Here is a 25,681-nt window from a genome sequence, read left to right on the forward strand (position 1 = left end):
GGCCAGCTGTTCGGCCTGCCGATCTCCCGCGTCCAGGACGTGTTCATGCCCGAACGCGTCACCCGCGTGCCGCTGGCCTCCCGCGAGATCGCCGGCGTGCTCAATCTGCGCGGCCGCATCGTCACCGTGGTCGACATGCGCGCCCGGCTCGGCCTGCCCAAGGCCGAGGACGGCAAGGTGCCGATGGCGGTCGGCGTCGACCTGCGCGGTGAATCCTATGGCCTGCTGATCGACCAGATCGGCGAGGTGCTGCGCCTGCCCGAGGACGGCAAAGAGGAAAACCCCGTCAACCTCGATCCCCGCATGGCCAAGCTCGCCGGCGGCGTCCACCGCCTCGACGGACAGCTCATGGTCGTCCTCGACGTCGATCGCGTCCTCGAGCTCGAAACCAAAGTGCAAATGGCTGCGTGAACCCCAAACACATCGAAGCCGGAGAACCAAAATGAAGACATGTTTGGTCGTCGATGATTCCAGCGTCGTGCGCAAGATCGCGCGCCGCATCCTGGAAGGTCTGGAATTCGAAGTCACCGAGGCCGAAGACGGCTCGAAGGCACTCGAGATCTGCCAGCAGAAGCTGCCGGATGCGGTGCTGCTCGACTGGAACATGCCGGTCATGGACGGCTTCGAGTTCATGGGCCACATGCGCCGCCTGCCCGGCGGCGATCAGCCCAAGGTCGTGTTCTGCACCACCGAGAACAACGTGGCCCATATCGCCCAGGCGCTCAGCGGCGGTGCCAATGAGTACATCATGAAGCCGTTCGACAAGGACATCATCGCCGACAAGTTCGCCGAAGTCGGCTTGATCCCGGTCGGACAAGCCTTTGCCTGAATATCACTGGCCTGACTGTTCCCAGTAAAGCGTGCGAGAGGCTATCCGTGACCCCGACCGAGTATGAGTATCTGCGCAAGTTCCTGAGGGACCATTCCGGTCTCGACCTGTCCGCGGACAAGCAATATCTGATCGAGAGCCGCCTGCTGCCGCTCGCCCGCAAGACCGGGCTCTCGGGCATCACCGAACTCGTGCAGAAGCTGCAGGGCCTTGGATCGAGTGCGCTCGCGACGAGCGTGGTCGAGGCCATGACCACCAACGAGACCTTCTTCTTCCGCGACAAGGTTCCGTTCGACCATTTCCGCGACACCATTATGCCGGAAGTGCTGAAGGCGCGCGCGGGCCGCCGCAGCGTGCGGATCTGGTGCGCGGCCGGCTCGACCGGGCAGGAGCCCTATTCGCTGGCAATGTGCCTGAAGGAGATGGGCGCGGCACTCACGGGCTGGCGCGTCGAGATCATTGCGACCGATCTGTCGCAGGAGGTGCTGGAGAAGGCCAAGGCCGGCGTCTACAGCCAGTTCGAAGTGCAGCGCGGCCTGCCGATCCAGATGCTGGTCAAGTACTTCAAGCAGACCGGCGAGACCTGGCAGATCAATCCCGAGCTGCGTGCGATGATCCAGCACCGGCAGCTCAACCTGCTGCACGATTTCGCGCAGCTCGGCACGTTCGACGTCATCTTCTGCCGCAACGTGCTGATCTATTTCGACCAGGACACCAAGATCAACATCTTCAACCGCCTTGCCCGCCAGATCGAAGGAGACGGCTTCCTGGTGCTGGGCGCCGCCGAAACCGTGGTCGGACTGACCGATGCCTTCCGGCCGATCGCCGAGCGGCGCGGTCTCTACAAGCCGAATGACGCGCGTGCCGTGGCCGGCAAGCCGGCGCTCGCGGGCGCCGTGCCGCGCATGGCGGCGATAGCAGGACTCTAGAGATGGCCGAGGATGGAAAAGGCGCGGAGCGCGTCACGTTCAGCCGCGGCTATGATGTCTGCATCATGGCCATCGACGGCACCTGGCGCCGCGACTGCAAACTCAATGCGATTTCCGACACCGACGCCATCCTCACGGTTGAAGGCTCGATCCAGGGATTGAATCTGAAGGAGTTCTTCCTGCTGCTGTCGTCGACGGGACTGGCCTATCGCCGCTGCGAGCTGGTGCGCGTCAACGGCGCCGAAATGGATATCCAGTTCCTGCGCGGCAAGAACAGGAAGAAGCGTGGCGCGACCAGCGGCCATGACGCGGTGGCCTGACGCCTGCCCGCCCTCCCTTTCCCGATACTTGCTTCACATTTGCTAAAATATCCGATTGAATTCGCCGCAGTGGCTTTACGTGGCCTAAGCGCGGACCGTGTATCAAGTGCCGGTCTCAATCGCAGGGTACGGAAATGCCAAGAAGCTCTCTCTCCCCCATCCCGTCAAATCTGCCTGATGTTGCCGAGCGGCGCGCGCTTCAGCTGCTGGTCGTCGATGACGACGCCACACAGCGCAGCCTGATCGCGGTCGCCGCCAAGCAGGCCGGCCATGAGGTCACCGTGGCGCCGTCGGTCGCGGAGGCGATCCAGAAACTGCGGTCAGCGCGCTTCGACTGCGTGACGCTCGATCTCGTGCTGGAGGATGGCGACGGCATCGACGTGCTGCGCGAGATGGCGGAGGCGAAGTTCTCGGGCTCCGTGATCGTCGTGAGCGGCATGGACGGCAAGCGCCGCAGCGCCGCCCGCAGCTTTGCCCGCTCCGTCGGCATCGAGCTCCAGAGCCTGCCGAAGCCGTTGGATCTCGCCGCTCTGCGGATCAGCCTCGCCAATCTCGGCAAGACCGCGATGGGCCTGCCGGCGATCCACACCTGGGGCGGCGTCGCCACTGATGCGATCGTGGGGCGCCACCGAGCCTGATACGCGGAACCGCTATGCGGTCAGATGCGGCAGATCCGCCGCGCTGACCGCGATCTCCGCCGGCGCGCCGGTCTCCGACAGGCATTGCAGCGCCTGGTCGAGCCCCGCCCGGCAGGCGTTGAGGGCGGCGCTCGCCGTGGCATAGCGCGGAGTGATGTCGTCCAGCACGAAAACGTCGGCGGAACCCGCGGGATCGCCATCGTCCTCCTCAGCCATGGCTGCGTCGATCAGGCGCATGCTGCTCTCGATCCGTGCGATCAAAGAGCGAAGGTCGGCAGCGATCAACTGACGGCTGTCGATTTCGGACATCGTGACCGGGGGCGCGCTCGCAGAATTTAGCATGGATATTCTCCGTCTTCTGCAAATAGGCTCCATGCCGCTACTTGTGCGTTAAGTCCATGTCCCGTACAAATACGGGTGGGCCGAATCCGTGCCGAACGCCATAAACTTTGGCGCGGACGCGAGTCGCTTAATGCCAAATGGACGTGGCACATGGCCGAACAAACCTCTCGTAGCGAGATCTTCGTGGTCGACGACGACCCTGCCGTTCGCGACACCTTGTCGATGGTGTTGAAGGCGGCGGGCTATGAGGTGATCTGTTTCGCGGACGGCGCAGCTTTGCTCTCCGTCGCGCGAAGCCGAACACCGGCTGCGATCCTGCTCGACGTGCACATTCCCGGAAAGTCGGGCCTCGACATCCTCAGAGAACTGCATGGCGAGGATTATCCGGCACCGATCTTCATGATCTCCGGTCAGGGCGACATCGCCATGGCCGTGAGCGCGATCAAGAACGGCGCGCTCGACTTCATCGAGAAGCCGTTCCGCGGCAGCGAGATCGTGAGCCGGCTCGAAGAAGCGATCGGCGCCTATGCACGGCGGCAGGCGGAGAATGCATCGCCGAAATTCGGCCAGCTGCATTTCCCCGGACGCGAGCCGTTGACGCGTCGGGAGCGCGAGGTGCTCGAGCAGTTCGCCTCCGGCGCTTCCAACAAGGAAGCCGGCCGTACGCTCGGGATCAGCCCCCGCACGATCGAGGACCACCGGGCCAACATCATGAAGAAGCTCGGCGCGCGCAATGCCGCCGATCTGATCCGCATCGTGATGACCGCGGCCCAGCGCGCGTCGTAGACGCTCGCGCTTCTCTCGTGCCCCGGACGCAGCGCGTCACCATAAGCGCGTCTTCGACGCACTATGGTGATGCGGCTGCCGAGCCAGGGCCTATCTCTCAATTCGGAGCATGACGTTCTGGGTCCCCGGCTCGCGTTTCGCGCGTCCGGGACACGAGAGGGTCTCACCCCTCCAGCGCCTTGCGCAGGATCCGTGCGAGATCCGATTTGCGATAGGGTTTGGCCAGCAGCAGGACGCCTGAATCCAGCCGTCCGTGATGGATGATCGCATTCTCGGTATAGCCGGACGTATACACCACCCTGAGATCGGGCCGCGTCTTCGATAGTTCGTCGGCGAGCTGCCGTCCGTTCAGCTTGCCCGGCATGATCACGTCGGTGAAGAGCAGATCGAACGGCTTTCCGGCTGCGACGATTGCGAGCGCCTCCGCGGCATTTGCCGCCTGCAGCGTCACGTAACCGAGCGAATGCAGCTGCGCCAGCACGTAGTCGCGCACCAGCCGATCGTCTTCGACCACGAGAATGGTCTCGTGCCCGCCTTCGATGGTCGCCGGCGTCACGCCTTCGCCGACCGCCGTGGCGGTCTTGCCGGGCGGCAGATACATCTTGATCGTGGTGCCGTGGCCCTCCTCGCTGTAGATCTTGATGTGGCCTGCGGACTGCTTGATGAAACCGTAGACCATGGAGAGCCCGAGGCCGGTGCCCTTGCCGGGTCCCTTCGAGGTGAAGAAGGGATCAAACACCCTCGCCAGTATGTTCGCGGGGATGCCGGTGCCGGTGTCGCTCACCGCGATCAGCACATAGTGCCCGGGCCGCACGTCGTTGACGCTGGCATAGATCTCGTCGAGATAGGCGCCGCCGGTCTCCAGGATCAGCTTGCCGCCGTTTGGCATGGCGTCGCGGGCGTTGAGCGCGAGATTGAGGAGAGCGGTGGTGAGCTGATTGGGATCGACGATCCCCACGCAGCTCTCGTCCTCGAACACGGATTCGATCTGGATCTGCTCGCCCAGCGTCGGCCGCAGCAGTTTTGCGGTGTCGATGATCAGTGAGTTGATGTCGATCTCGCGCGGTTGCAGCGGTTGCTTGCGCGCGAAGGCGAGCAGGTGCTGCGTCAGCTCCGCGCCGCGGGCGGCCGCCTCGTCGATCATTCGGGTGATGGCCGCGAGCTGCGGATCCTTCTCCACCGCCTCCGCCAGGATCTCGATCGTTCCGGTGATCACGGTGAGGATGTTGTTGAAGTCGTGCGCCACGCCGCCGGTGAGCTGGCCGACTGCCTCCATCTTCTCCGCATGGCGGATGCGTTCCTCGGCCGCGATCTTGTCGGTGAGGTCGCGGTAGAAGACGTTGAAGAGGAGGCCCTCGCGGCGCTTCAGCGCCGTGACGCTCAGCTCGGCCTTGAACTCCCTGCCGTCGCGGCGCCGGCACATCAGCTCGCGGCGGCGGTCGAGCGTCTTGCCGTCCCCGGATTCCAGGAAGCGTTTCAACCCGGCCCGGATCCTCTCGCGATCGCTCTCGGCGATGATCAGATCGATCGTGCTCCTGCCCAGCGCCTCGTCGCGGTGCCAGCCGAACAGCTGCTCCGCCTGCGAGTTCCAGTTCAGGATGTTGCCGGCCTCGTCGGTCTGGACGAAGGCGTCGAGCGCGGTGTCGACGATGTTGCGCGCAAGCTGCTCACTCTCGCGCAGGGATTCCTCCGCGTGCCGCGCCTCGGTCATGTCGCGCCCGACGAAAAAGAAACGCCTGGCCTGGTCCGACCAATTGCCGAGCCAGGACAGCCAGACCTCGCGTCCGTCCTTGTGCAGGCAGCGGGTGTCGGCGAGCTTGGGGTGCTTGCCGCGCCGGAGCACTCGCATTTCCTCGCGGGACTGCTCGAGATGGTCGGGGTGGATGAAATCGGCCCCGCTGCGACCGATCATCTCGTCCGGCCTGTAGCCGAGAATGATCTCGCTGCTCGGGCTGATCTGCACGATGCGACCACGCGAATTCATGATCAGGATCAGGTCCTGCGAGGCGTCGAAAAGCTGCCGCCGTTCCTCGAGCTGCTGCTGGAGCGCCCGCTCGGTCCGTCGCGCCTCGGTGAGGCTGCGGGCCGAGCCGGAGGCGCCGATGATCTCGCCCGACGGCCCCCTGATCGGCGACAGGCCGAGCGAGATTTCGACCGGCCTGCCGTCCTTGCGCAGGCGCACCGTCTCGAAACGTTCGATCGGATCGCCCCGGGCGATCCGGCTCAAATAGTCCTTGCCTTGCGCGCGGCGGTCGGGCGGGACGATGATCGAGGTGGATTTCCCGATCGCCTCATCCGCCGAATAGCCATAGAGGCGCTCGGCGGCGGGATTCCAGCCCGTGATGATGGCATCGAGCGTTTGCATCACGATCGCGTCGTCGGATGATTCGACGGCGGCGCTGAACAAGCGCTCGCGCGCGGCATGATGGCTTCGCGCGGCCTCGGTGCGCCGATGCTCCTGGATCTCGCGTTCGAGAGCGGCTGTTTTCGCCCGCGTCTCCTCGACCATCTGGGCAAAGGCCCGCGCCAGCACGCCCGTCTCGCCGCTGGCATCGACAGGAATTTCCGCCGGCCGTCCGCTGCCGATTGCCTCTACCGCCGCGGTCAGGCGCCCGATCGGACGCGTCAACGAGCGCGCCAGCAGCACCGCGAGCACTGCCGCGGCGAGAATGGCAAGCACGCCGACCAGCAGGGAGGTGTTTTGAATGGCCGCCGGCACGCGGGCGAACACCGAAGGAGGGACGGTCGCGATGATTGCGACCCATTCCTTGCCTGCCAGCAGCGCCGGTGCGATTGCCACGCCGCTCGGCCGGCCCGCCTTGTCGGTCATGAGCTCCGTGGAAACGTCCGGCGTGCCGGCCAGGGCCGCAAAAAATGGAAAGTCGTTGCGCCAGTTGGCGGGGTGGTCGTGCAATGAGCCGAATTCCCGCGCGCGATCGGGATGGACGAGATAGTCGCCGCGCGAATTCACGACGTAGATCTCGCCTCCCAAGCCCGCGGTCGAGCGGACGTGGTCGAGTGCCGGGCGCATGTCGATATTGGCGATGATGATACCGAACGGCTTGCCGTCCGCCGTGAACAGCGGCGTCGCGACACGCAGAGTCGGAATGTGAGGGGTCGTGGTCCCGCCCGCCCGGGTCGCGAGATCGATGGGCGAAACGTAAATCTCGCCCGGCGCCAGTCGAATCGTTTCCTGAAAGTAGGTTCGCTCGCTCTTGCGCTCCAGTTCGCTGTTGGGAACGATGCGTGCCGCTCCATTCGGGCCGGAACGATCGACGCGGACCAGCTCGCGCTGGTCGTCATCAATGCCGATGACTCGAAACTGGCCATAGCTGGGCTTGGCCTCGATCTCGGCCGCCAGCCGCTCCGCGATGCGCTCGCGCCAGATCTGCTCCGAAACGCCGTCGAGGGCGTCGATGCCTCCACCAATGTGAGCACGGATCAGGCCGTTGATGGCCGCAGCGGAGCGATAGCCGAGTAGATCGCCGCGGGCTCCGGCAACGTAGGATTCAAGATTGCTTGCCAGCAGGCGTGATTGGGCCTCGACCCGCTCCAGGACCCGCGGAATCACGGCTTGCGTGAGGTTGCGATAGCCCAGCCAGCCGACTGCGGCCACGGTCACCGCCACCAGCAGGATCATCGCGATAGCCAGCCGTGTCGCAAGCGTCATGGGACTATTCGCATTGCTTCCCGAATAGCCGCGCCGTTTCTGACCAGAAAGGCGGTCTTTGTCATCGGCGGCCGGCGCTGACATCGCGAGCCTCTGGCCGGGCCGTCGTCAGGCAGTCGTCGACCGCCGCGAGCAGCGCCTCGGGCCGGAACGGCTTCTGCAAGCTCGCCACCACGCCGAGCTCGGTCGCCATCTTCAGGAGGATGTTGGCCAAATTCCCGTCCTCCGAACCCGATGGGAGGTCCAACTCGATCGTTGGAATCGACGCATCAATACGAAATTGTTGCGCGGATTCTGTCCGGCCCGCAAGCGCTTCGCGACCGAAACAGCTCCTCCTGTGGTGCGACCCGGGACCAGACCTTCGTCGCGTATGTGCACGCTCGCGTGCACAGCGCGGTATGCCAAGACCAAGGGCCCGGCGCGCAGGCGGCTTCAGTCGGTCAGATATTCCGGATAACGGGCGCGGATCTTGTCCAGCTCGCTGAGGGTGCCCGACAAATGCGTGCGCAAATGCTGCTGCGCGGCATTGGCATCGGCTGCCTCGATCGCGCGTGTGATCAGTCCATGGTGTCGCAAAATGTTCTGGGCCTTGCCCGGTGAGGGCAGATGCAGCCGGCGCAGCCGCTCGATATGCCCGCTGCGGCTGCGCACCAGCCCCCAGAGGTCCTGCTTGTCCGCGGCAGCATAGAGCTGCGCATGGAATTCGTTGTCTCCAACCATGAAGCCTTCGTAGTCGCCGGCCTTCGCGGATTGCTGCTGCTGCGCAATCATGTGGTCGAGCCGACTGATCAGGGCCTTGTCATGATGCTCCGCGAGCAGCCGCACGATCTCGAGCTCGAGCGCCTGGCGCAGGAAATGCGCCTGCTGGGCGCGACCGACATCGACCCGGCTGACGACGGTCGCGTGCTGCGGAAACACGTCGACCAGCCCTTCTTCCTCGAGCCGCATCAGGGCATCGCGAACCGGTGTCGAGCTGACGCCGAATTGGCCGGCGAGCTCCGCGCGCGACAGCGGCGAGCCCGGCGGCAGTTCCAGGGCGATGATTGCATTGCGCAGCCGCTCGAACACTTGCGGCGCGGCCTGGCGGGCCCGATCGAGCCGTGCGCCGGGGCGCAGCACCGGGCGAGGCGCGGTGTGGGGGTGTTCCATGGCGGCTCCCGCGGACTTGCCTTTGATGCACTAATATATTAGTGCATCAGCGCGGTCAACGAACGCCGCCGCCTCCCGGGAAGGAAACGCACAACAATGATCAGCCATCTCCGTCATAGCCTTGCCGCGGCGACCGTGCTCGCGGGCCTCTTCATGTCCGCATCGGCAGAGGCGCAGCAGAAATCCGAGATCGCGCTGTCCCGTCAGCCCGGCATTTTCTACATGCCGAGCCACATCATGGAGAAGCAGAAGCTGATCGAGAAGCACGCCACGGCGCTCGGCGTGCCCAGTGTCACCACCAAATGGATCACCTTCTCCGGCGGCGGCGCGCAGACCGACGCGCTGCTCGCGGGCGGGCGTCGATATCCTCAACACCGGTACCGGTAATCTTCTGCTGCTGTGGGATCGTACCCGCGGCGGGGTCAAGGGCATCGTCGCGACCTCGGCGCAGCCGATGACGCTGATCAGCCGGGATCCCAACATCAAGTCGATCAAGGATTTTGGTCCGGCCGACAAGATCGCGGTGCCGACGGTGAAAGTCTCCACGCAGGCGATCGTGCTGCAGATCGCAGCCGCCGAAGCGTTCGGCGCCGACCAGTGGTCGAAGCTCGATGCCAACACGGTGCAGCTCGGTCACCCCGACGCCTATGCGGCGCTGTCCAATCCCAAGCACGAGGTGCACAACCACTTCTCGATCCCGCCCTTCACCTTCCTGGAGCTGAAGAATGTTCCGGGAGCGCATGTCGTGCTGAACTCGCCCGACGTGATGGGCGGGCCGCTCAGCCAGGCGCAGTTCTTCACCACGACCAAATTCGCCGACGCCAACCCCAAGATCATCCAGGCGGTGCGCGACGCGACCAAGGAAGCGCAGGACCTGATCCGCAGCGACACCAGGCAGGCCGTCGAGATCTACAAGGAGATCACCGGCGACAAGACCTCGGTGGAGGAGCTGCTCGATCTCCTGAAGGAGCCGGGCATGATGGAGTGGAATCTCGAGCCGCAGGGCACGATGAAATTCGCCGCGCATCTGCATCGGACCGGTACGCTGAAGAATCAGCCCAAGGCGTGGACGGACTATTACCTGCCGGTCGCGCACGATCTGAAGGGCAACTGATGGCGCTGCTCGATGTCAGCGGGGTGACGCTGCGCTACAAGACGTCCAGCGCCGTCGTCACCGCCACCGAAAAGGTCTCCTTCACCGTCGACAAGTCCGACCGCTTCGTGCTGCTCGGGCCGTCCGGCTGCGGCAAGTCGACCCTGCTCAAGGCCGTCGGCGGCTACATGCTGCCGAGCGAGGGCCGCATGGCGATCAACGATCGCGAGATCCACGGCCCCGGCGCCGACCGCATGATGATCTTCCAGGAGTTCGATCAGCTCCTGCCCTGGAAGAGCGTGCTTGCGAACGTGATGTTTCCGCTCCTGACGGCGCGGCGGCTGCCGCGCAAGGAGGCTGAGGCACGCGCGCGGGCCTATATCGAGAAGGTCGGGCTCACCCGCGTGATCGATGCCTATCCGCACACGCTGTCCGGCGGCATGAAGCAGCGCGTCGCGATCGCGCGCGGCATGGCGATGGAGCCGGATATTCTCCTGATGGACGAGCCGTTCGCAGCGCTCGATGCGCTGACACGCAGAACCTGCCAGGACGAGCTGCTCCAGCTCTGGAGCGAGACCAAATTCACCGTGCTGTTTGTGACCCATTCGATCGCGGAGGCGATCCGGATCGGCAATCGCATCCTGCTGCTGTCGCCGCATCCCGGCCGCGTCAAGGCCGAGGTCGTCAATGTCGATCGGGTCTCGAACGAGGACGGCAGCGCCGGCCGGCTGGAGAAGGAGATCCACGATCTCCTGTTTGCGCAAGCCGAAACGGCGCATTGAGGGAGCCTCTGATGAGCGAAGCGAGAATTCTGCTGCGGACCGCGCCGGCCGCTACAATCGCCGGTGCCGGCGAAGTCGAGCGCAAGCTCGGCGTGCTCGAGCTGCTCTGGAACGACGGCTTCGTTCGCAAGACCGTCATCATCCTTGTTCTGGCCGCGATCTGGGAAGCCTACGGCGTCTATCTCGACAATCCGCTTCTGTTCCCGACGCTGCACGACACCTTGATCACGCTGTTCGAGCGGATCAAGGACGGCACCATTCCGATGCGGGCCTGGACCTCGCTGAAAGTGCTGTTCATGGGCTATTCGGCCGGCATCGCGCTTGCCGCCATTTTCACCGTGCTCGCGATCTCGACCCGTATCGGCACCGACTTCCTGGAGACGGTGACGGCGATGTTCAATCCGCTGCCGGCGATTGCGCTGTTGCCGCTGGCCCTGATCTGGTTCGGGCTCGGCAATGGCAGCCTCGTCTTCGTGCTGATCCATTCGGTGCTGTGGCCGGTCGCGCTCAACACGCATTCCGGCTTCAAGAGCGTGTCGAACACGCTGCGCATGGTCGGCCGCAATTATGGCCTGCGCGGGCTGCCCTATGTCGCGAAGATCCTGATCCCGGCCGCCTTCGGCTCGATCCTCACCGGCCTGAAGATCGGCTGGGCGTTCGCCTGGCGCACCCTGATCGCGGCCGAGCTCGTGTTCGGCGTGTCGTCGGGGCAGGGCGGGCTCGGCTGGTTCATCTTCGAGAACCGCAACCTGCTCGACATCCCCGCCGTCTTCGCAGGACTATTGACCGTGATTATCATTGGGCTCTTTGTCGAGAACCTGATCTTCCGCGCGATCGAGCGGAACACCGTCCAGAAATGGGGCACCCAATCATGACCAAGAAGAAAAAGACGCCCGACCAGCTCCGCAGCGCGCGCTGGTTCGCGCCTGACGATCTCCGCTCGTTCGGCCACCGCTCCCGCACCATGCAGATGGGCTACGCGCCGGAAGAGTGGAAGGACCGCCCGATCGTCGCGATCCTCAACACCTGGTCTGACGCCCAGCCCTGTCACATGCACTTCAAGTCGCGCGTCGACGACGTCAAACGCGGCATCCTGATGGCCGGCGGCCTGCCGCTCGAGCTGCCGGCGCTGTCGCTGTCGGAATCGCTGCTCAAGCCGACCACCATGCTCTACCGCAATCTGCTGGCGATGGACGCGGAGGAGCTGCTGCGCAGCCATCCCGTCGACGGCGTGGTGCTGATGGGTGGCTGCGACAAGACCACCCCGGCGCTGCTGTTGGGTGCCACCTCGATGAACATTCCCGCGATTTATCTTCCGGCAGGTCCCATGCTGCGCGGCAACTGGAAGGGCAAGACGCTCGGCTCCGGCTCCGACGGCTGGAAGTACTGGGACGAGCGGCGGGCGGGAAAAATCTCCGACAAGGACTGGGTCGACATCGAAGCCGGCATCGCCCGCAGCTACGGCACCTGCATGACCATGGGCACCGCCTCGACCATGACCGCGATTGCGGAAGCGATCGGCATGACGCTGCCGGGCGCCTCCTCGATTCCGGCGGCCGATGCCAACCACATTCGCATGGCTAGCGAATGCGGCCGCCGCATTGTCGAGATGGTGTGGGAGGATCTGACGCCGAAAACGATCCAGACCCGCAAGGCTTTCGAGAACGCGATTGCAGTAGCGATGGCGATGGGCTGCTCGACCAATGCGATCATCCATCTGATCGCGCAGGCGCGCCGTGCCGGCCAGGATATCGGGCTCGACGATTTCGAGAAGGCGAGCCGCGAGGTGCCCGTGATCGCCAATGTTCGGCCGAGCGGCGATGCCTATCTGATGGAGGATTTCTTCTATGCCGGCGGCCTGCCGGCGTTGATGGGCCAGATCAAGCCGCATCTGCATCTCGACTGCATCACGGTGACCGGCCGGACACTCGGCGAGAACATCGACGGCGCCGAAGTCCACAATGACGACGTGATCCGCTCGATCGACAATCCCATCTACAAGGAAGGCGCGCTCGCCGTGCTGAAGGGCAATCTCGCGCCCGACGGCTGTGTCATCAAGCCGAGTGCCTGCGCGCCGCGCTTCCTCAAGCATACGGGATCGGCCCTGGTGTTCGACGATTATCCGTCGATGAAGAAGGCGGTCGACGATCCCAACCTCGATGTCACCGAGGACCACGTTCTCATCCTGCGCAATGCGGGGCCGCAGGGCGGGCCGGGCATGCCGGAATGGGGCATGCTGCCGATCCCGACAAAACTCGTGAAGCAGGGCGTGCGCGACATGGTGCGCATTTCGGATGCGCGCATGAGCGGCACCAGCTACGGCGCCTGCATCCTGCATGTCGCACCCGAATCCTATGTCGGTGGCCCGCTGGCGCTGGTGCAGAACGGCGACCGCATCACGCTCGATGTCGAAGCGCGCACCATCAATCTCGACGTGCCCGAGACCGAGCTCGCCAAGCGCCGCGCCGCCTGGAAACAACCCGAGCGCCGCTTCGAGCGCGGCTATGGCTGGATGTTCTCCAAGCACATCATGCAGGCCAATGACGGCTGCGACTTCGATTTCCTGGAGACCGGCTTCGGCGCGCCGATCGGCGAGCCGTCGATTTACTAGCGCAACTGTCATTCCGGGGCGCCGCAAAGCGGCGAGCCCGGAATCCATTGCGCCGCAGTCCGTGCTGCTCGATGGATTCCGGGCTCGCGCCAAGTGGCGCGCCCCGGAATGACGAAGAAGAGAGAGAGCACAATGTCAAAACTCAGCGACGCCACCCGCAACAAGCTCAAGACCGTCTCGACAGCCACCGTCGCCACCGCGCTGTTCAAGCGTGGCCTGCGCATCCAGATGATCCAGGACGTGCATCCCCTCGGTCCCGACCAGCCGACCATGGTCGGCGAGGCCTTCACGCTGCGCTACATGCCGGCGCGCGAGGATCTCAACACCATCGACGTGTTCCGCGACCGCTCGCATCCGCAGCGCAAGGCGGTCGAGGACTGCCCGCCCGGCGCGGTGCTGGTGATGGACAGCCGCAAGGACGCGCGCGCGGCCTCCGCCGGCGCGATCCTGGTGACGCGGCTGATGAAGCGCGGCGTCGCCGGCGTCGTCACCGATGGCGGTTTCCGCGATTCCGCCGAGATCGCAAAGCTCGGCTTTCCAGCCTTCCATCATCGCCCGAGCGCGCCGACCAATCTGACGCTGCACCAGGCGATCGAGATCAACGTTCCGATCGGCTGCGGCGACGCGCCGGTGTTTCCCGGCGACGTCATCCTCGGCGACAGCGACGGCGTCATCGTGATCCCCGCGCATCTCGCCGACGAGATCGCCAACGAGACTTTCGAGATGACTGCGTTCGAGGATTTCGTCACCGAGGAAGTCGGCAGGGGCCGCGGCATCTTCGGTCTCTATCCGGCTACCGATCCGCAGACGATGACCGATTTCGCGGCGTGGCGGAAGAAGAACGGCCGCTGATCCCGGATCGGATCAATCCGCATCGACACGGAGAGGTCGGTCCACGCGGGGCCCGGTCTCAAAATCAATCAGGGAGGAACTTAAATGAACTTGTCACGACGCGATCTCTTCGCCGGTGCTGGCGCGGCGGCGGCCTCGATGCTGCTGGCGCGCAGCGCGGATGCGCAGTCTTTCCCCTTCATGCCCAACCAGCGCTATCCGGACCCCGCCGTCCAGATCCTCGATCCAAGCTTCGCAAAATATCGGCTCTATTCCTCGACGCTGGAGCAGGTCGCAACCGGCATGCGCTGGGCCGAAGGGCCGGCCTATTTCCCGGAGGGCGGCTATCTCCTGTTCTCCGACATTCCCAACAACCGGATCATGAAGTTCGACGAGAAGACCGGACAGACCAGCGTGTTCCGTAGCAATGCCAACTACGCCAATGGCAATGCGCGTGACCGCCAGGGACGCCTCGTCACCTGCGAGCACTCCGTCACCCGCCGTATCACCCGTACCGAGAAGGACGGCAAGATCACGGTGCTCGCCGACAAGTTCGAGGGTAAGCGGCTGAACGCGCCCAACGACATCGTGGTGAAGTCCGACGACAGCATCTGGTTCACTGATCCCACCTTCGGCATCAATGGCGAGTGGGAGGGCAAGAAGGAAAAGCCCGAGCAGGCCACCACCAACATCTACCGCATCGCCAAGGACGGCAAGCTCAGCGCGGTGCTCACCGATCTCGTCAATCCGAACGGGCTCGCCTTCTCGCCGGACGAGAAGAAGCTTTACATCGTCGAATGGAAGGGCACGCCCAATCGCAGCATCTGGAGCTACAACGTCGGCGACGATGGCAGCCTCAGCGGCAAGACCAAGCTGATCGACGCCGCCGACCAGGGCTCGCTCGACGGCTTCCGTGTCGATCGCGACGGCAATCTGTGGTGCGGCTGGGGCTCGAACGGCGCGCTGCAGGCCGAGCCGACGGATGTCGGTGGCCGCAGGGTGTTCCAGCTAAGGGGCAAGCCGGAGGATCTCGACGGCGTGATGGTGTTCAACCCCGAAGGCAAGCCGCTCGCTTTCATCAAGCTGCCCGAGCGCTGCGCCAACCTCTGCTTTGGCGGCCCCAAGAACAACCGCCTCTACATGGCAAGCTGCCACTCCGTCTACGCGCTCTACGTGGAAGCGCACGGCGCGGTGTGAGGCGGGAGACCATCTCCAACCGCAGAGCGTCGCCTCGGATCGAGGCACGAAGCCGGTGACTCTTCGCCTCTCCCCGCTTGCGGGGAGAGGCCGTAATTCGAGCGCAGCTTGAATTATGGGTGAGGGGGAGTCTCCACGAGTCCATCCGTCACTGTCCCCGTGGAGACTCCCCCTCACCCCGACCCTCTCCCCGCAAGCGGGGAGAGGGAGAAGATCACGCCTCCGCCATCCCCGCCGCCCACAGCGCAAACGCATAGACGATCGCAACCTCATCCAGCCGGTCGAAGCGCCCCGAGGCGCCGCCGTGGCCGGCGCCCATGTTGGTGCGGAGCAGGACCGGGCCGCCGCCGCTCATGGCGGCACGCAGGCGCGCGATCCATTTGGCTGGCTCCCAATAGGTGACGCGCGGATCGGTCAAGCCGCCCATCGCCAGGATCGCCGGATACTCCTTTGCCGCGACATTGTCGTAGGGCGAGTAGGACAGGATCGTCCGAAAATCCTTCTCGCTCTCGATCGGGTTGCCCCATTCCGGCCATTCCGGCGGCGTCAGCGGCAGCGAGTCATCGAGCATGGTGTTGAGCACGTCGACGAACGGCACTTCGGCGACGATGCCGGCGAACAGTTCGCCGGCGCGGTTGGCGACCGCGCCCATCAGCATGCCGCCGGCCGATCCGCCATGGCCGACGATGCGCTTGGCGCTGGTGTACTTCGCCTCGATCAGCGCGCGAGCGCTCGCGGCGAAATCATCGAAACTGTTGGTCTTCTTCTCGCGCTTGCCGTCGAGATACCAGCCCCAGCCCTTGTCGGCGCCGCCGCGGATATGGGCGATGGCGTAGACGAAACCGCGATCGACGAGTGAGAGACGATTGGCGCTGAAGGAGGCCGGCATCGCCATGCCATAGGAGCCGTAGCCGTAGAGCAGCAGCGGCGCCGCGCCGTCAAGCCTCAAGCCGCGCTTATGGAGAATCGAGACCGGCACCTCGGCGCCGTCATGGGCTTTCGCCATGATGCGCGTGGTGACGTAATCGGCAACGTCGTGGCCGGACGGAATCTCCTGGCGCTTGCGCAAGACGCGCGTGCGCTTTGCCATGTCGTAGTCATAGACCTCCGACGGCGTCGTCATCGACGAATAGGAGAAGCGCAGATTGGTCGTCTCGAACTCGTAGGAGCCCATCGTGTCGAGCGAATAGGCGGCCTCGTCGAAGGCGATCGCGTGCTCTTCGCTCGAGGCGAGATCGCGAATGATGATCGCCGGCAGCGCATTGGCGCGCTCCAGCCGCACCAGATGGCCGGCATAGAGATCGAGGTCGATGATGTAGATGCCCGCGCGATGCGGGATCAGATCGCGCCAGTTTGCCCGCTCGGGCGAGGCCAGCGGCGCCGTGACGATCTTGAAGTCGATGGCGTCGTCGGCATTGGTGAGGATGAAGAGCTGGTCGCCGCGGTCGGCGAGCGAATATTGCACGCCCTCCTGCCGCGCCGCGACCAGTCGCGGCGGCGCCTCGGGATTGTCGAGATCGATCAGTCGCTGCTCGGAGGTCTCGTGGTCGCCGCCGGCGATCACACAGAAGCGGCCGCTGGTGCTCTCATGCAGATGCGTGAACCAGCCCGCATCCTGCTCTTCATAGACGAGGGTGTCGTCGGCCTGCTTCGTCCCGAGCCGGTGGCGCCACACCTGCATCGGGCGGTGATTGTCGTCGAGCTTCACATAGAAAAAGCTTTTTGCGTCCTTGCTCCAGACGATGCCGCCGTCGGTCTCCTCGACGACGTCGTCGAAATCCTTGCCCGTGGCCCAGTCGCGCACCCGGATCGAAAAATATTCGGACCCCTTGGTGTCGGCGCTCCAGGCCTGAAGCTTGTGGTCGGGCGAGTGCCTGCTGCCGCCGAACTTGAAATATTTGTGGTCCTTGGCGAGCGCATCGCCGTCAAGCACGATATCGGCCTCGCCGCCGTCGCGCGGCATGCGGCCGAACAGCTCGTGCTGCCCGCCCTCGCGAAACTTGCGGAAATAGGCGAAGGAACCGTCGGGCGAGGGGACGCTGGAATCGTCCTCCTTGATCCGGGAGCGCATCTCGCGCACCAGCGTCTTCTGCAGCGGCGACGTGTGGCCGAGCAGGCTCTCGGTGTAGCCGTTCTCTTCTTCCAGATATTTGCGGATGTCGCCATCGAGCACCGCGGGATCGCGCAGCACCTCCTGCCAGTTCGCGTCCTTCAGCCAGGCGTAATCGTCAGTGACGGTGATGCCGTGGCAGGTAAAGGAGTGCGGCCGTCGCGGCGCGACGGGCGCGGTCTCGGTCTTGCTGGCGGTCTTGCTCGTGGTCTTGGGCAAATCGATCCTCGTGCGCGTGCTTGGTGTCTCGCACCTATATCAGATCGAAGGTGGGGGATTTAAAGACGGGCCGGCGCACCGGCGGTCGGCTCCCTCTCCCCGCGGGCAGGGAGAGGCGAAGAAGGCTACGCCTCCACCTGCTGGCCCAGATACGCAACCGCCGCTTCGAGCCCGCCCTTGCCGTGCGGGATCTTCAGCGCGTTGAGCGCGATCTCGATCACGCCGAGGGTGCCGAGCAGCATCGGTGCATTGACATGGCCCATATGGGCGATGCGGAAGGCCTGGCCGGAGAGGTCGCCGATGCCGGTGCCGAGCACCACGCCGCACTTGTCCTTGCAATAGCGCTGCAGCACCGCGGGATCATGGCCGCCACCCATGGTCACCGTTGTCACGGTGTTGGAGCGTTCATTGGCCTCGGTGACGTTGAAGCCGAGCACCTGGCCTTCCGACCATGACGCCACCGCGCGGCGCGCGGCTTCGCCGAGCAGGCTGTGCCGGCGGAATGCGTGCTCGAGCCCTTCCTCGTGCAGCAGATCGATCGCCTGGCGCAGCGCGAACAACAGATGCACCGGCGCGGTGCCGGCATATTTGCGATAATGCTCGGTGCCCTCGCGCTCGCTCCAGCTCCAATAGGGCGTGCTCATATTGGCCTTCTTGTGCGCCTCGAGCGCGCGATCGTTGGCGGCGACGAAGCCGAGGCCGGGCGGCGTCATCAGGCCCTTCTGCGAGCCGGACATCGCAACGTCGATGCCCCATTTGTCCATCTCGAACGGCATGCAGCCGAGGGAAGCGACGGTGTCGACCATGTACAGCGCAGGATGGCCGCTCGCCTTGATCGCCTTGCCGATCGCCTCGATGTCGTTCTGCACGCCCGAAGCGGTATCGACCTGGACGACGACGACCGCCTTGATGGTGTGCTCCCTGTCGCGGCGCAGGCGCTCCTCGACCTCGTGCGGGCGCACCGCGCGGCGCCAGTCGCCCTTGAGCACCTCGACCACGGCGCCCATCAGCGCGGCGGCATGGCCCCAGCCGACTGCGAAGCGGCCGCTTTCCAACACCAGCACCTTGTCGCCGCGCGACAGCACGTTGCTGAGCGCCGCTTCCCAGGCGCCGTGACCGTTGGAGATGTAGATGTAGGACTTGCCCTTGGTCGCAAACAGTTTCGAGAGATCGCCGATCAGGCTTTCGGTCAGATCCGTCATCTGCTTGGAGTAGATGTCGATCGCCGGACGGTGCATCGCCCGCAGCACCTCGTCGGGCATTGAAGTGGGCCCGGGGATGGCCAGAAATTCCCGGCCCGCGCGAACGGTCATTGTCGTTTGTCCTTGTTGCTTGAGAACAGGCTGATGGGTTGCTCGATCACGCTTTTACGCGCCGCAGGGAGTGAGGAAAAGCGCGTAAAATGCAGGTCTGGGGTTCTTATCTCTTGGTTTCGCGGCAGCCGGCGGCTTCCGCTTCCTCGACCGAGCAGAACCAGCGGGTGCCCTTGCTGATCTTCATCTTGATCTGGGTGTACCAGCGGCTGGTCGGGGTATGGTAGATGCATTCGCCCGCGGTGTTGACGTTGCCCTTGATGGTGCAATCCGGCGAAGGCGCGACCGGCCCCGAGGCTGAGGCGAGCAACACCGAATGCGCGCCATCGGGCGGCTTGGTGGCGCCCAGGATCGGGGTCTTCTTGTTACGTACGCGCCAGTCCCAGGGCGCGATGAAGGCGCCCTGCCACATTCCGGCCTTGGCCTCGCGCGCCGCCGCCTCGTCGGCATCATAGTCGTGCGAGACGCGGGTGTAGGCCAGCGCCCAGCCGCTGCGCACCAGCCATTTCTGGATGTCCTCGCCGCCGACCTCGCAGCGCGCCACCGTGCGGCCGCGCCGGTCCACCGATCTGCTGTGGCAGACCCAGCTCTTGCCCTCGGTGTATTTGGCAAGCTCGTCGCGCGCGGCAACGCCGCAGGTCCAGCGCTCGCCCTTGGTGTTGAGGCAGAGCTGGTCGGACGAGGGCGCGTCGATGCCGCCGAGCCGGATCCGCGTGTTCCCGATCAGGATGGAATCGCCGTCGCGGACTTTTGCCGTTCCGGTGATGTCGGCGGCTTGCGCCAGCGACGGGATGACGATCAGGGACAATGCAATCAGGAATTTTCGCAACATGCCGGTCCGCGCTTGAGGAAAATTTCGATAGGCCGGGCAATTGTGGTCGGCTTTTGACCGTCCGGCCAGCGTCTGCCTAAGAGATAGGCTTTCAACTTCCTGTCATCATGTTTCGGACCCGCAGGGTGGGCAAAGCGAAGCGTGCCCGCCATGTCCGGCATCGCGCATGAATGGTGGGCACGGCGCGCGAAGAGCGCGCCTTTGCCCACCCTACGCTTCTGCGCCCGGAGCACGAAATTTAACCCCGTCCCACCATCGCCCGCCGTGCCACTGCCAGTCCCATCAGCACGAACGCCGACGTCACCTCCGGCCCGCCGACCAGAATCCGCGTCGGCGTCTTCATCTTGTTCCATTCATAGGCGCGGAACGGGCCGCGACGACCGCCTTCGCCGAACTGCGCGATGATGACGTTCAGCGCCGGTGCAAAAGCGCGCGGATCGGCACCGAGATGGCCGAGCGCGATCAGCGCCAGGGCGGCGTCGAACACGTTCATCTCGGCGGCCATCAGCTCGCCCTGGACGTAGGAGAGCACGCGGTGGCGGATGAAATCGAAATCGCCATCCGGATCGATCGCGGCCTGCGCGGCCAGCGGCAACGCCAGGAAGGCCGCATAGCAGCGGCCGAAATAGGCGCTGTAGAGCTCGGGCAGATAATAGATGTGCGAGCGCGGATTGGCGAAGGCGCCGCTGGCGGCCAGCCGCTTCTGGAAGCCGATGATGCGATGGACGGTCGCGAGCCGCGCCGGCGTCTCCAGAATCTTCCAGCGCGCCAGATTGCGGAAGCTCACCTCGAGAATGTCGAGATTGAGCGTCGGATCGAGATCGTTGCCATAGGGCCGCTCACCCTTGAGATTGTCGATCCAGGTCGCAACGCCGCCCTCAAAGTCGATATTGTCGTTGAGCGGCACGGTTACGCGCGGTTCGTTGATGCCCGCGCGCACCTGGTAGCCGGCGTAGAAATCCAGCAGCGGCTGGTCGAGGATCGGATCATTGCTGCCTGCCTGCATCGCCGCGGAGATCGAGCAGGCCGTGGTGTCGCAGTCCGGCACGTAGACGCCGAAGCCGAGATCCTGCTTGATTTGCGCGAAGAAGCGTGAAAAGCGCGGATGCGGCGCCGGCGCCAGCGCTGTGATGACGTCGAAGCGTGCGCCGTCGGTGCCGCGAACCTCCTCGCGGCTGATGTTGATGCAGAAATCGACCATGTCGGCGATCGCGCGCTTTGCCGCCGTCGCATCAGTCTGCGAGGCGAGGCCCGTCTCGATGTAGCTCAGCAGCGCCTCGATGAAGAACGCGTCGTAATAGGCCGAGCGGTGCCGGATCTGCACCGGCTCCCACATCGGCTCGGCAATGCCGGTCCAGGGCGGATTGATGACACCGCGCGCCTGCGATCGCGCGATGAAGACGCGGGCGAGGTTGAACAGCAGCGACGAATTCTTGTAGCCGCGCGAATTCAGGCCGGTCAGCGCCATGATCAATTCGCGTCCGCGGACGTCGGGATCGCCGATCAGGTTGAAGGCGGCATAGGTCGGCAGAAAACCGTTCTGGCGGAACGAGCGCAACAGGTGCTGCGCGCAGTCGCGGATCGCGCCGTCGATCTGTGCTTGCCGTGGCATGGTGCCGGCGAACGGCACCGGCGGCGGCTTGGGATGCTCGAGCGGGATGGCGTCGACGAGGTCGGCGACGGGCCGGCCGAGGGCCGCCCAGTCGGGCTCGGCATCGTCGCGGGCGCGGGTGAGCGCTTCGCGGAGCCGGGCGAGCCGGGTCTCGTCACGGAGCTCGGGCAGGCCGGCGCGGCGGAGCAGGATCCGCAATGCCGGATTGCCGAGCGCAGTCTTGTAGAATTTTGCCAGGTGCGGATCGCCGCTGGCGGGCCCCGCCAGCACGGGATCGCAGACGTCGTAGAGCGAGGGACCGTCCTTTCGCGCCGTCAGCGCCCGGCAGGCGGCGCCGGCAAAATAATGAAAGCTCATGAAATACCTGGGTCGCGGGCCTTGCCTGGGCTTTCGGCGAGCGCGCTCCAGTCGCCCGCCAAACCCCCTGCAAGTGATTGAAAAAGCTACCCGGATTCGCAGGAAAAACAAACGTGATGGAGGTCACGGAAAAACCCGGCACGGAGGATGCATAGTCAAGGCCAGGGAAGGGGTCGGACGGTGAAAAAATGCGCCAAGCCGCCTCTTGAAATTAACCAACACTCTCAGCGGCTTAGCTCAAATTTTTGGCAAACTATTGCCGGGAGGACTATATCCGGTTAAGGGTTTGTTTGGTGCGGCGCCGCAAATTGCGCGCAATTCGGGGACACATCCCCGGCCAATCCCTCAAACCTAAGGACGCCATCGCGCTACTCAAACAGGTGTGCGCGCGCTTGGACGCTCTTTGGCACTGACAGGAATGAACCGAGATGAATGTAAGGCAGCTCGACATTTCCCGACGCACGATTGCGGTCGCCGCAGCCCTCATCGGCACGGTGTCGCTGGTGATCGGCGCTCATGCTGCCCTCAACATGCGTTCGCTCGACGCCGCCAAGGCCGTCTCGACCGACCAGGTCACGGGCTCGATCGGCCAGACCTCGCGCCTGGCGCTCGTCATCGGCAATGGTCACTATCCCGACGCCAGCGCGCCGCTGACGCAGTCGATCAACGACGCCCGCGTGCTGTCCTCGGCCCTGCGCAAGAACGGCTTTGACGTCGACATGGTGGAGGACGCCAGCAAGGACGACATGGTCCGCGCCGTCAACCGCCTGAAGTCCAGGATCAAGCGCGACAGCGTCGTCATGCTGTTCTTCGGCGGCTATGGCGTGCAGGCCGGCCGCGAGAGCTACATGCTGCCGGTCGATGCCGTGATCTGGAAGGAGAGCGACGTTCGCCGCCACGGTGTCTCCATCGACGGCGTCATCGAGATGATGAAGGAGCAGGGCGCCAAGGCCAAGCTCGTCGTGGTCGATGCCTCTCGCCGCAACCCCTATGAGCGCCGCTTCCGCTCCTATTCGCACGGCCTTGCGCCGATCAGCGCGCCCGACAACGCGCTAATCCTCTCCTCCGCCTCGCCCGGCAAGGTCGCCGACGACGGCAAGGGCGAGCACAGCGTGCTGGTCAGCGAGCTCCTCAACAATCTCGACACGAAGGCGAGCGCCGAAGCCGTCTTCAACAAGACCCGCGTCGCCATCTCCCGCGCCTCCGAAGGCGATCAGGTCCCGACCGTGTCCTCCTCGCTGCTCGAAGACGTCCAGTTCAACGAAGCCGGCGGCTAGTTTTTCCTTAGATCTTGCGAAGTCTCGTGCCCCGGACGCGGCGCATCATGCAATGATGCGACGCTGAGCCGGGGCCCATTTTTTTCTGGCGCAGAGTCGTAGGGTGGGCAAAGGCGCAAAAGCGCCGTGCCCACCATATCTCCAGCATTTCGATAGAAGAGGTGGGCACGCTTCGCTTTGCCCACGCTACGAAGTTTGTTCCCTACTTCGCTGCTTCCGCGCTTGCCATCACCGGGCGCACGGGATCGCCTTCGCGCAGCAGCGCGCCGGCGCGGGCGACGACGATGTCGCCTTCGTTGAGGCCGTCGCGGACCTCGATATTGCCGCCCGACATCAGTCCGATCTCGACACGCTTGGTCTCGACGCGGTTGCGCCGGATCACCTGCACCACGGTGCCGGCGGAGGAATACTGCACGGCGGTCAGGGGCACTGCGATGTTGCAGCTCTGCCCGGTCTTGATCAGCGCGCGCCCGCTCGCGTTCAGCAACAGCCGCTTTTGCGACGAGATGCCGATATAGACCATGCCCTGCTGGATGTTCGGCTCGACCGTCGGCCCGATGCGGCGCACCTTGCCGTCGAGGTCGCCGGCGCCGGCGACCTTCACCGTCGCCGGCTGATTGACCGCGAGCTTCTTGATGTCGCTGGTCGCCACCAGGGCGACGAGATCGTATTCGCTGCGCGCCACGATCGTGAACAGCGCTTCGCCCTTGGCCGAGGCGAGCCCGCCGATCTGGGCGGTTGACGTGGCGATCACCCCGGCAACCGGCGCGGTGACCTGAACCGTGCCGCCTTCGGGCAGCGCGAGACGTGCGATCACCTGGCCGGCGGTAATGGTGTCGCCGGCCTCCGCCATCACCTCCGTCACCTTCAGCCCGGGACGTTCGGGCCGCACCGAGGTCTCCTCGCGCGCCATGATCGTGCCGGTGGCCTCGACGATGTCGGAGAAGCAGGATTTGGCCACCTTCAGCACCGTGACGGCCGGTCCCTTGGGCGCATCGTCATCGGCGGCCGGCGCGGCCTGGGTGGACAGCACCAGCAGTCCGGCGAGGGCTGTGAGCTTTCTGGAAAAGGAACGCGCAGGCAATGGATGCATAGATCATTCCGGTTGGGCGTTGGCGCCCCATCGATAGCAGAAGCACGCACGGCGGGCCATGGGCCGCCCCCGTGACGAGATTGCCGCGGCGCGCCGGCGGCGCGATGCCGCCCGTTCAATTAGTCACCGGAATGAAGAGGAGGTTCGCCGCTTCCCACCCTCCCCCTCCAGGGGAGGGTAAGCTCACGGCAGGCTCAAAAACTCCACCCAGTTCGGCTTCTTGCCGGTGGGATAGGATTTCAGCTTGCTCAGCGTGCCGCTGGTCTGGTCGATGGCATAGACCGTCATGCCGTCGGAGAGTTCGCCGACGGCGGCGAGATAGTGGCCGGTGGGATCGATGTTGAAGCCGCGCGGCTGTTTCTCGGTCGCCACGCTGCCGATCGTGGTCAGCTTGCCGGTTGCCGCGTCGACCTTGTACGCGGCGAGCGTATTGGTGGTGCGCTCGGAGGCGTAGAGGAAGCGGCCGTCCGGGGTGATGTGGATGTCGGCGGCCCACGGCTTGCCGTTAAAACCTTCGGGCAGCGCAGTGGTGCGCTGGATCTCGCTCCATGCGCCGCTCTTTGCCTCATACGCGAACGCCGCGACGTCGCCGTTCAGCTCGTGGACGAGATAGACGAACTTGCCACTCGGATGGAATACGAAGTGCCGCGGTCCCGACTTTTCCGGCACCTTGATCGCCGGCGGCTCGCTCGGCGCCAGCGCGCCGGTCGCTGCATCGAACGCGAAGCTCAGCACCTGATCGGAGCCGAGATTGGTCGCGAACGCAAAGCGGTTGTCGGGCGAGGGCAGGAAGGCGTGCGCGTTCAGCCCGGTCGGGATCACCTGCTTCGGCTCGCCGACGACGCCGTTCGCAAGCAGCGGATTGAGCGCGACCTTGTTGCCGCCATAGGAGGCGCTGAACAGGAATTTCCCGGAGCGGTCGATGGCGATGTTGGCCATGCTGTCGGCGAGCGGTCCGTTGCCGATGTGGCTGAGCTGCCCGGTCTTCGGATCGATCGCGAAGCTCACCGCGAGGTAGCGCTGCGAGCGCACGCCAGCGATCAATACGCGTCGATCGGGCGTGATCGCGAGCGGCGTCGACGAGCCGGGCTTCTCGACGCCCTTGAAAGCGGCGGTCTGCACCGGCGTCATCTCGCCGTTCTCGGTCACCTTGAACACGCTGATGTCGTTGCTGTCGGCATTGCCGATATAGGCGTAGGTGTCGGCCATGCTGGCGCCGGCTCCGGAAATGAGGCTTAAGGAAGCGACGAGGATTTTGGCGATCGCAGCGCGTGGGGCTGCGAACGCAGGGCGGCAGGCAAGTCTGAATTTCGGTCTGGACATGGGCTCCTCCTGATCGGGCGTGCCGGATACGGCGCTATCGTTTTGCGGAAGGATAGCGGGCGGGGCGCGGCGGCACCAAATTCCAATTGGGATTGATCGATGCCGAAATTGTATCGGTCGCGGTCACCGCGCGCGGGCGAGCAGTCGCTACCGCACCGCCGCGTGGAGACTGCGCGAGGGCAGGTTCGGCGCTCCCGGATGTTCGGGCGGCCCAAGCACAGTCCAGACGGCGACCGCGACCAGCGCGGAGGTCAGGATGGTCCAGGCGACGAGTTGCTTGCGCATCAAGCCAAAATCCGTGCGTCGAAGATGTGATGCGCGAGAGGCGCGCTGGCGATCGTGCACCGCAAACGGCAACGTCCCTATGA

23 protein-coding genes and 1 pseudogene are annotated in these 25,681 nt (G+C 64.8%); 13 read left to right on the top strand and 11 right to left on the bottom strand.

What is annotated here, in order from left to right; translation table 11 throughout:
• From K289_RS0130300 to K289_RS0130320, 5 genes are all read left to right on the top strand, one after another.
• Positions 1–411: chemotaxis protein CheW (locus tag K289_RS0130300; RefSeq protein WP_027554927.1), on the top strand; the 411-nt coding region annotated here is incomplete at its 5' end.
• Between the two features lie 31 nt (positions 412–442).
• Positions 443–829, top strand: a complete 387-nt coding sequence (locus tag K289_RS0130305; protein ID WP_027554928.1) for a response regulator — start codon at positions 443–445, stop codon at positions 827–829.
• A gap of 47 nt (positions 830–876) precedes the next feature.
• Positions 877–1,758: a protein-glutamate O-methyltransferase CheR gene (locus tag K289_RS0130310; RefSeq protein WP_027554929.1), complete on the top strand. Its 882-nt coding sequence runs from the start codon at positions 877–879 to the stop codon at positions 1,756–1,758.
• Positions 1,759–1,760: 2 nt separating this feature from the next.
• The gene (locus tag K289_RS0130315) at positions 1,761–2,078 is read left to right on the top strand and encodes a hypothetical protein (protein ID WP_027554930.1); all 318 of its coding nucleotides are present in this window, start codon (positions 1,761–1,763) and stop codon (positions 2,076–2,078) included.
• A 134-nt stretch (positions 2,079–2,212) separates the two neighbouring features.
• Complete coding sequence (locus K289_RS0130320; protein ID WP_027554931.1) at positions 2,213–2,716, top strand: response regulator; 504 nt, start codon at positions 2,213–2,215, stop codon at positions 2,714–2,716.
• A gap of 12 nt (positions 2,717–2,728) precedes the next feature.
• Here the strand turns inward: K289_RS0130320 and K289_RS45660 are convergent, their stop codons facing one another.
• A complete protein-coding gene (locus tag K289_RS45660) occupies positions 2,729–3,058 on the bottom strand; it encodes a hypothetical protein (RefSeq protein ID WP_051310971.1) in 330 nt (109 codons plus the stop codon).
• A gap of 150 nt (positions 3,059–3,208) precedes the next feature.
• Between K289_RS45660 and K289_RS0130330 the strand changes: the two genes are divergently transcribed.
• On the top strand, positions 3,209–3,844 hold the full coding sequence (locus tag K289_RS0130330; RefSeq protein ID WP_027554932.1) for a response regulator transcription factor: 636 nt from the start codon (positions 3,209–3,211) through the stop codon (positions 3,842–3,844).
• Between the two features lie 163 nt (positions 3,845–4,007).
• Here K289_RS0130330 and K289_RS0130335 read toward each other — a convergent pair whose 3' ends face one another.
• From K289_RS0130335 to K289_RS0130345, 3 genes are all read right to left on the bottom strand, one after another.
• On the bottom strand, positions 4,008–7,598 hold the full coding sequence (locus tag K289_RS0130335) for a PAS domain S-box protein (protein WP_027554933.1): 3,591 nt from the start codon (positions 7,596–7,598) through the stop codon (positions 4,008–4,010).
• The gene (locus K289_RS47905; protein WP_245284042.1) at positions 7,576–7,728 is read right to left on the bottom strand and encodes a hypothetical protein; all 153 of its coding nucleotides are present in this window, start codon (positions 7,726–7,728) and stop codon (positions 7,576–7,578) included. The genes K289_RS0130335 and K289_RS47905 overlap by 23 nt, the downstream gene beginning before the upstream one ends.
• Positions 7,729–7,946: 218 nt before the next feature.
• Positions 7,947–8,663, bottom strand: a complete 717-nt coding sequence (locus K289_RS0130345; RefSeq protein ID WP_027554934.1) for a GntR family transcriptional regulator — start codon at positions 8,661–8,663, stop codon at positions 7,947–7,949.
• A gap of 153 nt (positions 8,664–8,816) precedes the next feature.
• Here K289_RS0130345 and K289_RS45670 point away from each other — a divergent pair.
• From K289_RS45670 to K289_RS0130375, 6 genes and pseudogenes are all read left to right on the top strand, one after another.
• Positions 8,817–9,777: pseudogene (locus K289_RS45670) on the top strand (ABC transporter substrate-binding protein).
• Positions 9,777–10,538, top strand: coding sequence for an ABC transporter ATP-binding protein (locus tag K289_RS0130355; RefSeq protein WP_027554935.1), 762 nt, complete (start codon positions 9,777–9,779; stop codon positions 10,536–10,538). The pseudogene K289_RS45670 and the gene K289_RS0130355 overlap by 1 nt, the downstream one beginning before the upstream one ends.
• 11 nt (positions 10,539–10,549) lie before the next feature.
• Positions 10,550–11,413: an ABC transporter permease gene (locus tag K289_RS0130360; protein ID WP_027554936.1), complete on the top strand. Its 864-nt coding sequence runs from the start codon at positions 10,550–10,552 to the stop codon at positions 11,411–11,413.
• Positions 11,410–13,149 carry an L-arabinonate dehydratase gene (araD, locus tag K289_RS0130365; protein WP_027554937.1) on the top strand — a complete coding sequence of 580 codons (1,740 nt, stop codon included), beginning with the start codon at positions 11,410–11,412 and terminating at the stop codon, positions 13,147–13,149. Before K289_RS0130360 ends, araD begins: the two co-directional genes overlap by 4 nt.
• 132 nt (positions 13,150–13,281) lie before the next feature.
• Positions 13,282–14,001, top strand: coding sequence for a ribonuclease activity regulator RraA (locus K289_RS0130370; protein WP_027554938.1), 720 nt, complete (start codon positions 13,282–13,284; stop codon positions 13,999–14,001).
• Between the two features lie 84 nt (positions 14,002–14,085).
• Positions 14,086–15,177 (top strand): SMP-30/gluconolactonase/LRE family protein, encoded by a 1,092-nt coding sequence (locus K289_RS0130375; protein ID WP_027554939.1) that lies wholly within the window; start codon positions 14,086–14,088, stop codon positions 15,175–15,177.
• A 214-nt stretch (positions 15,178–15,391) separates the two neighbouring features.
• On the opposite strand, the gene K289_RS0130380 is transcribed toward K289_RS0130375, so the two are convergent.
• The 4 genes from K289_RS0130380 to K289_RS0130395 all read right to left on the bottom strand — a co-directional run bounded on the left by K289_RS0130380 (position 15,392) and on the right by K289_RS0130395 (position 21,620).
• Positions 15,392–17,506, bottom strand: a complete 2,115-nt coding sequence (locus tag K289_RS0130380) for a S9 family peptidase (RefSeq protein WP_035686357.1) — start codon at positions 17,504–17,506, stop codon at positions 15,392–15,394.
• A 125-nt stretch (positions 17,507–17,631) separates the two neighbouring features.
• Positions 17,632–18,819, bottom strand: coding sequence for an alanine--glyoxylate aminotransferase family protein (locus tag K289_RS0130385; protein ID WP_027554941.1), 1,188 nt, complete (start codon positions 18,817–18,819; stop codon positions 17,632–17,634).
• 106 nt (positions 18,820–18,925) lie between these two features.
• Positions 18,926–19,651, bottom strand: a complete 726-nt coding sequence (locus K289_RS0130390; RefSeq protein ID WP_027554942.1) for a thermonuclease family protein — start codon at positions 19,649–19,651, stop codon at positions 18,926–18,928.
• Between the two features lie 238 nt (positions 19,652–19,889).
• Positions 19,890–21,620, bottom strand: coding sequence for a hypothetical protein (locus K289_RS0130395; protein WP_027554943.1), 1,731 nt, complete (start codon positions 21,618–21,620; stop codon positions 19,890–19,892).
• Between the two features lie 428 nt (positions 21,621–22,048).
• Here K289_RS0130395 and K289_RS0130400 point away from each other — a divergent pair, with 428 nt between their 5' ends.
• The gene (locus tag K289_RS0130400) at positions 22,049–22,897 is read left to right on the top strand and encodes a caspase family protein (RefSeq protein WP_027554944.1); all 849 of its coding nucleotides are present in this window, start codon (positions 22,049–22,051) and stop codon (positions 22,895–22,897) included.
• Positions 22,898–23,099: 202 nt separating this feature from the next.
• Here K289_RS0130400 and K289_RS0130405 read toward each other — a convergent pair whose 3' ends face one another.
• From K289_RS0130405 to K289_RS50795, 3 genes are all read right to left on the bottom strand, one after another.
• Positions 23,100–23,990, bottom strand: a complete 891-nt coding sequence (locus K289_RS0130405; protein WP_027554945.1) for an efflux RND transporter periplasmic adaptor subunit — start codon at positions 23,988–23,990, stop codon at positions 23,100–23,102.
• A gap of 183 nt (positions 23,991–24,173) precedes the next feature.
• Complete coding sequence (locus tag K289_RS0130410; protein ID WP_027554946.1) at positions 24,174–25,313, bottom strand: lactonase family protein; 1,140 nt, start codon at positions 25,311–25,313, stop codon at positions 24,174–24,176.
• Between the two features lie 147 nt (positions 25,314–25,460).
• Positions 25,461–25,598 (bottom strand): hypothetical protein, encoded by a 138-nt coding sequence (locus tag K289_RS50795; RefSeq protein WP_156918266.1) that lies wholly within the window; start codon positions 25,596–25,598, stop codon positions 25,461–25,463.
• Positions 25,599–25,681: the final 83 nt, after the last annotated feature.

The organism is Bradyrhizobium sp. Cp5.3, from assembly GCF_000426265.1.
GTDB classification, from domain to species: Bacteria; Pseudomonadota; Alphaproteobacteria; order Rhizobiales; family Xanthobacteraceae; genus Bradyrhizobium; species Bradyrhizobium neotropicale.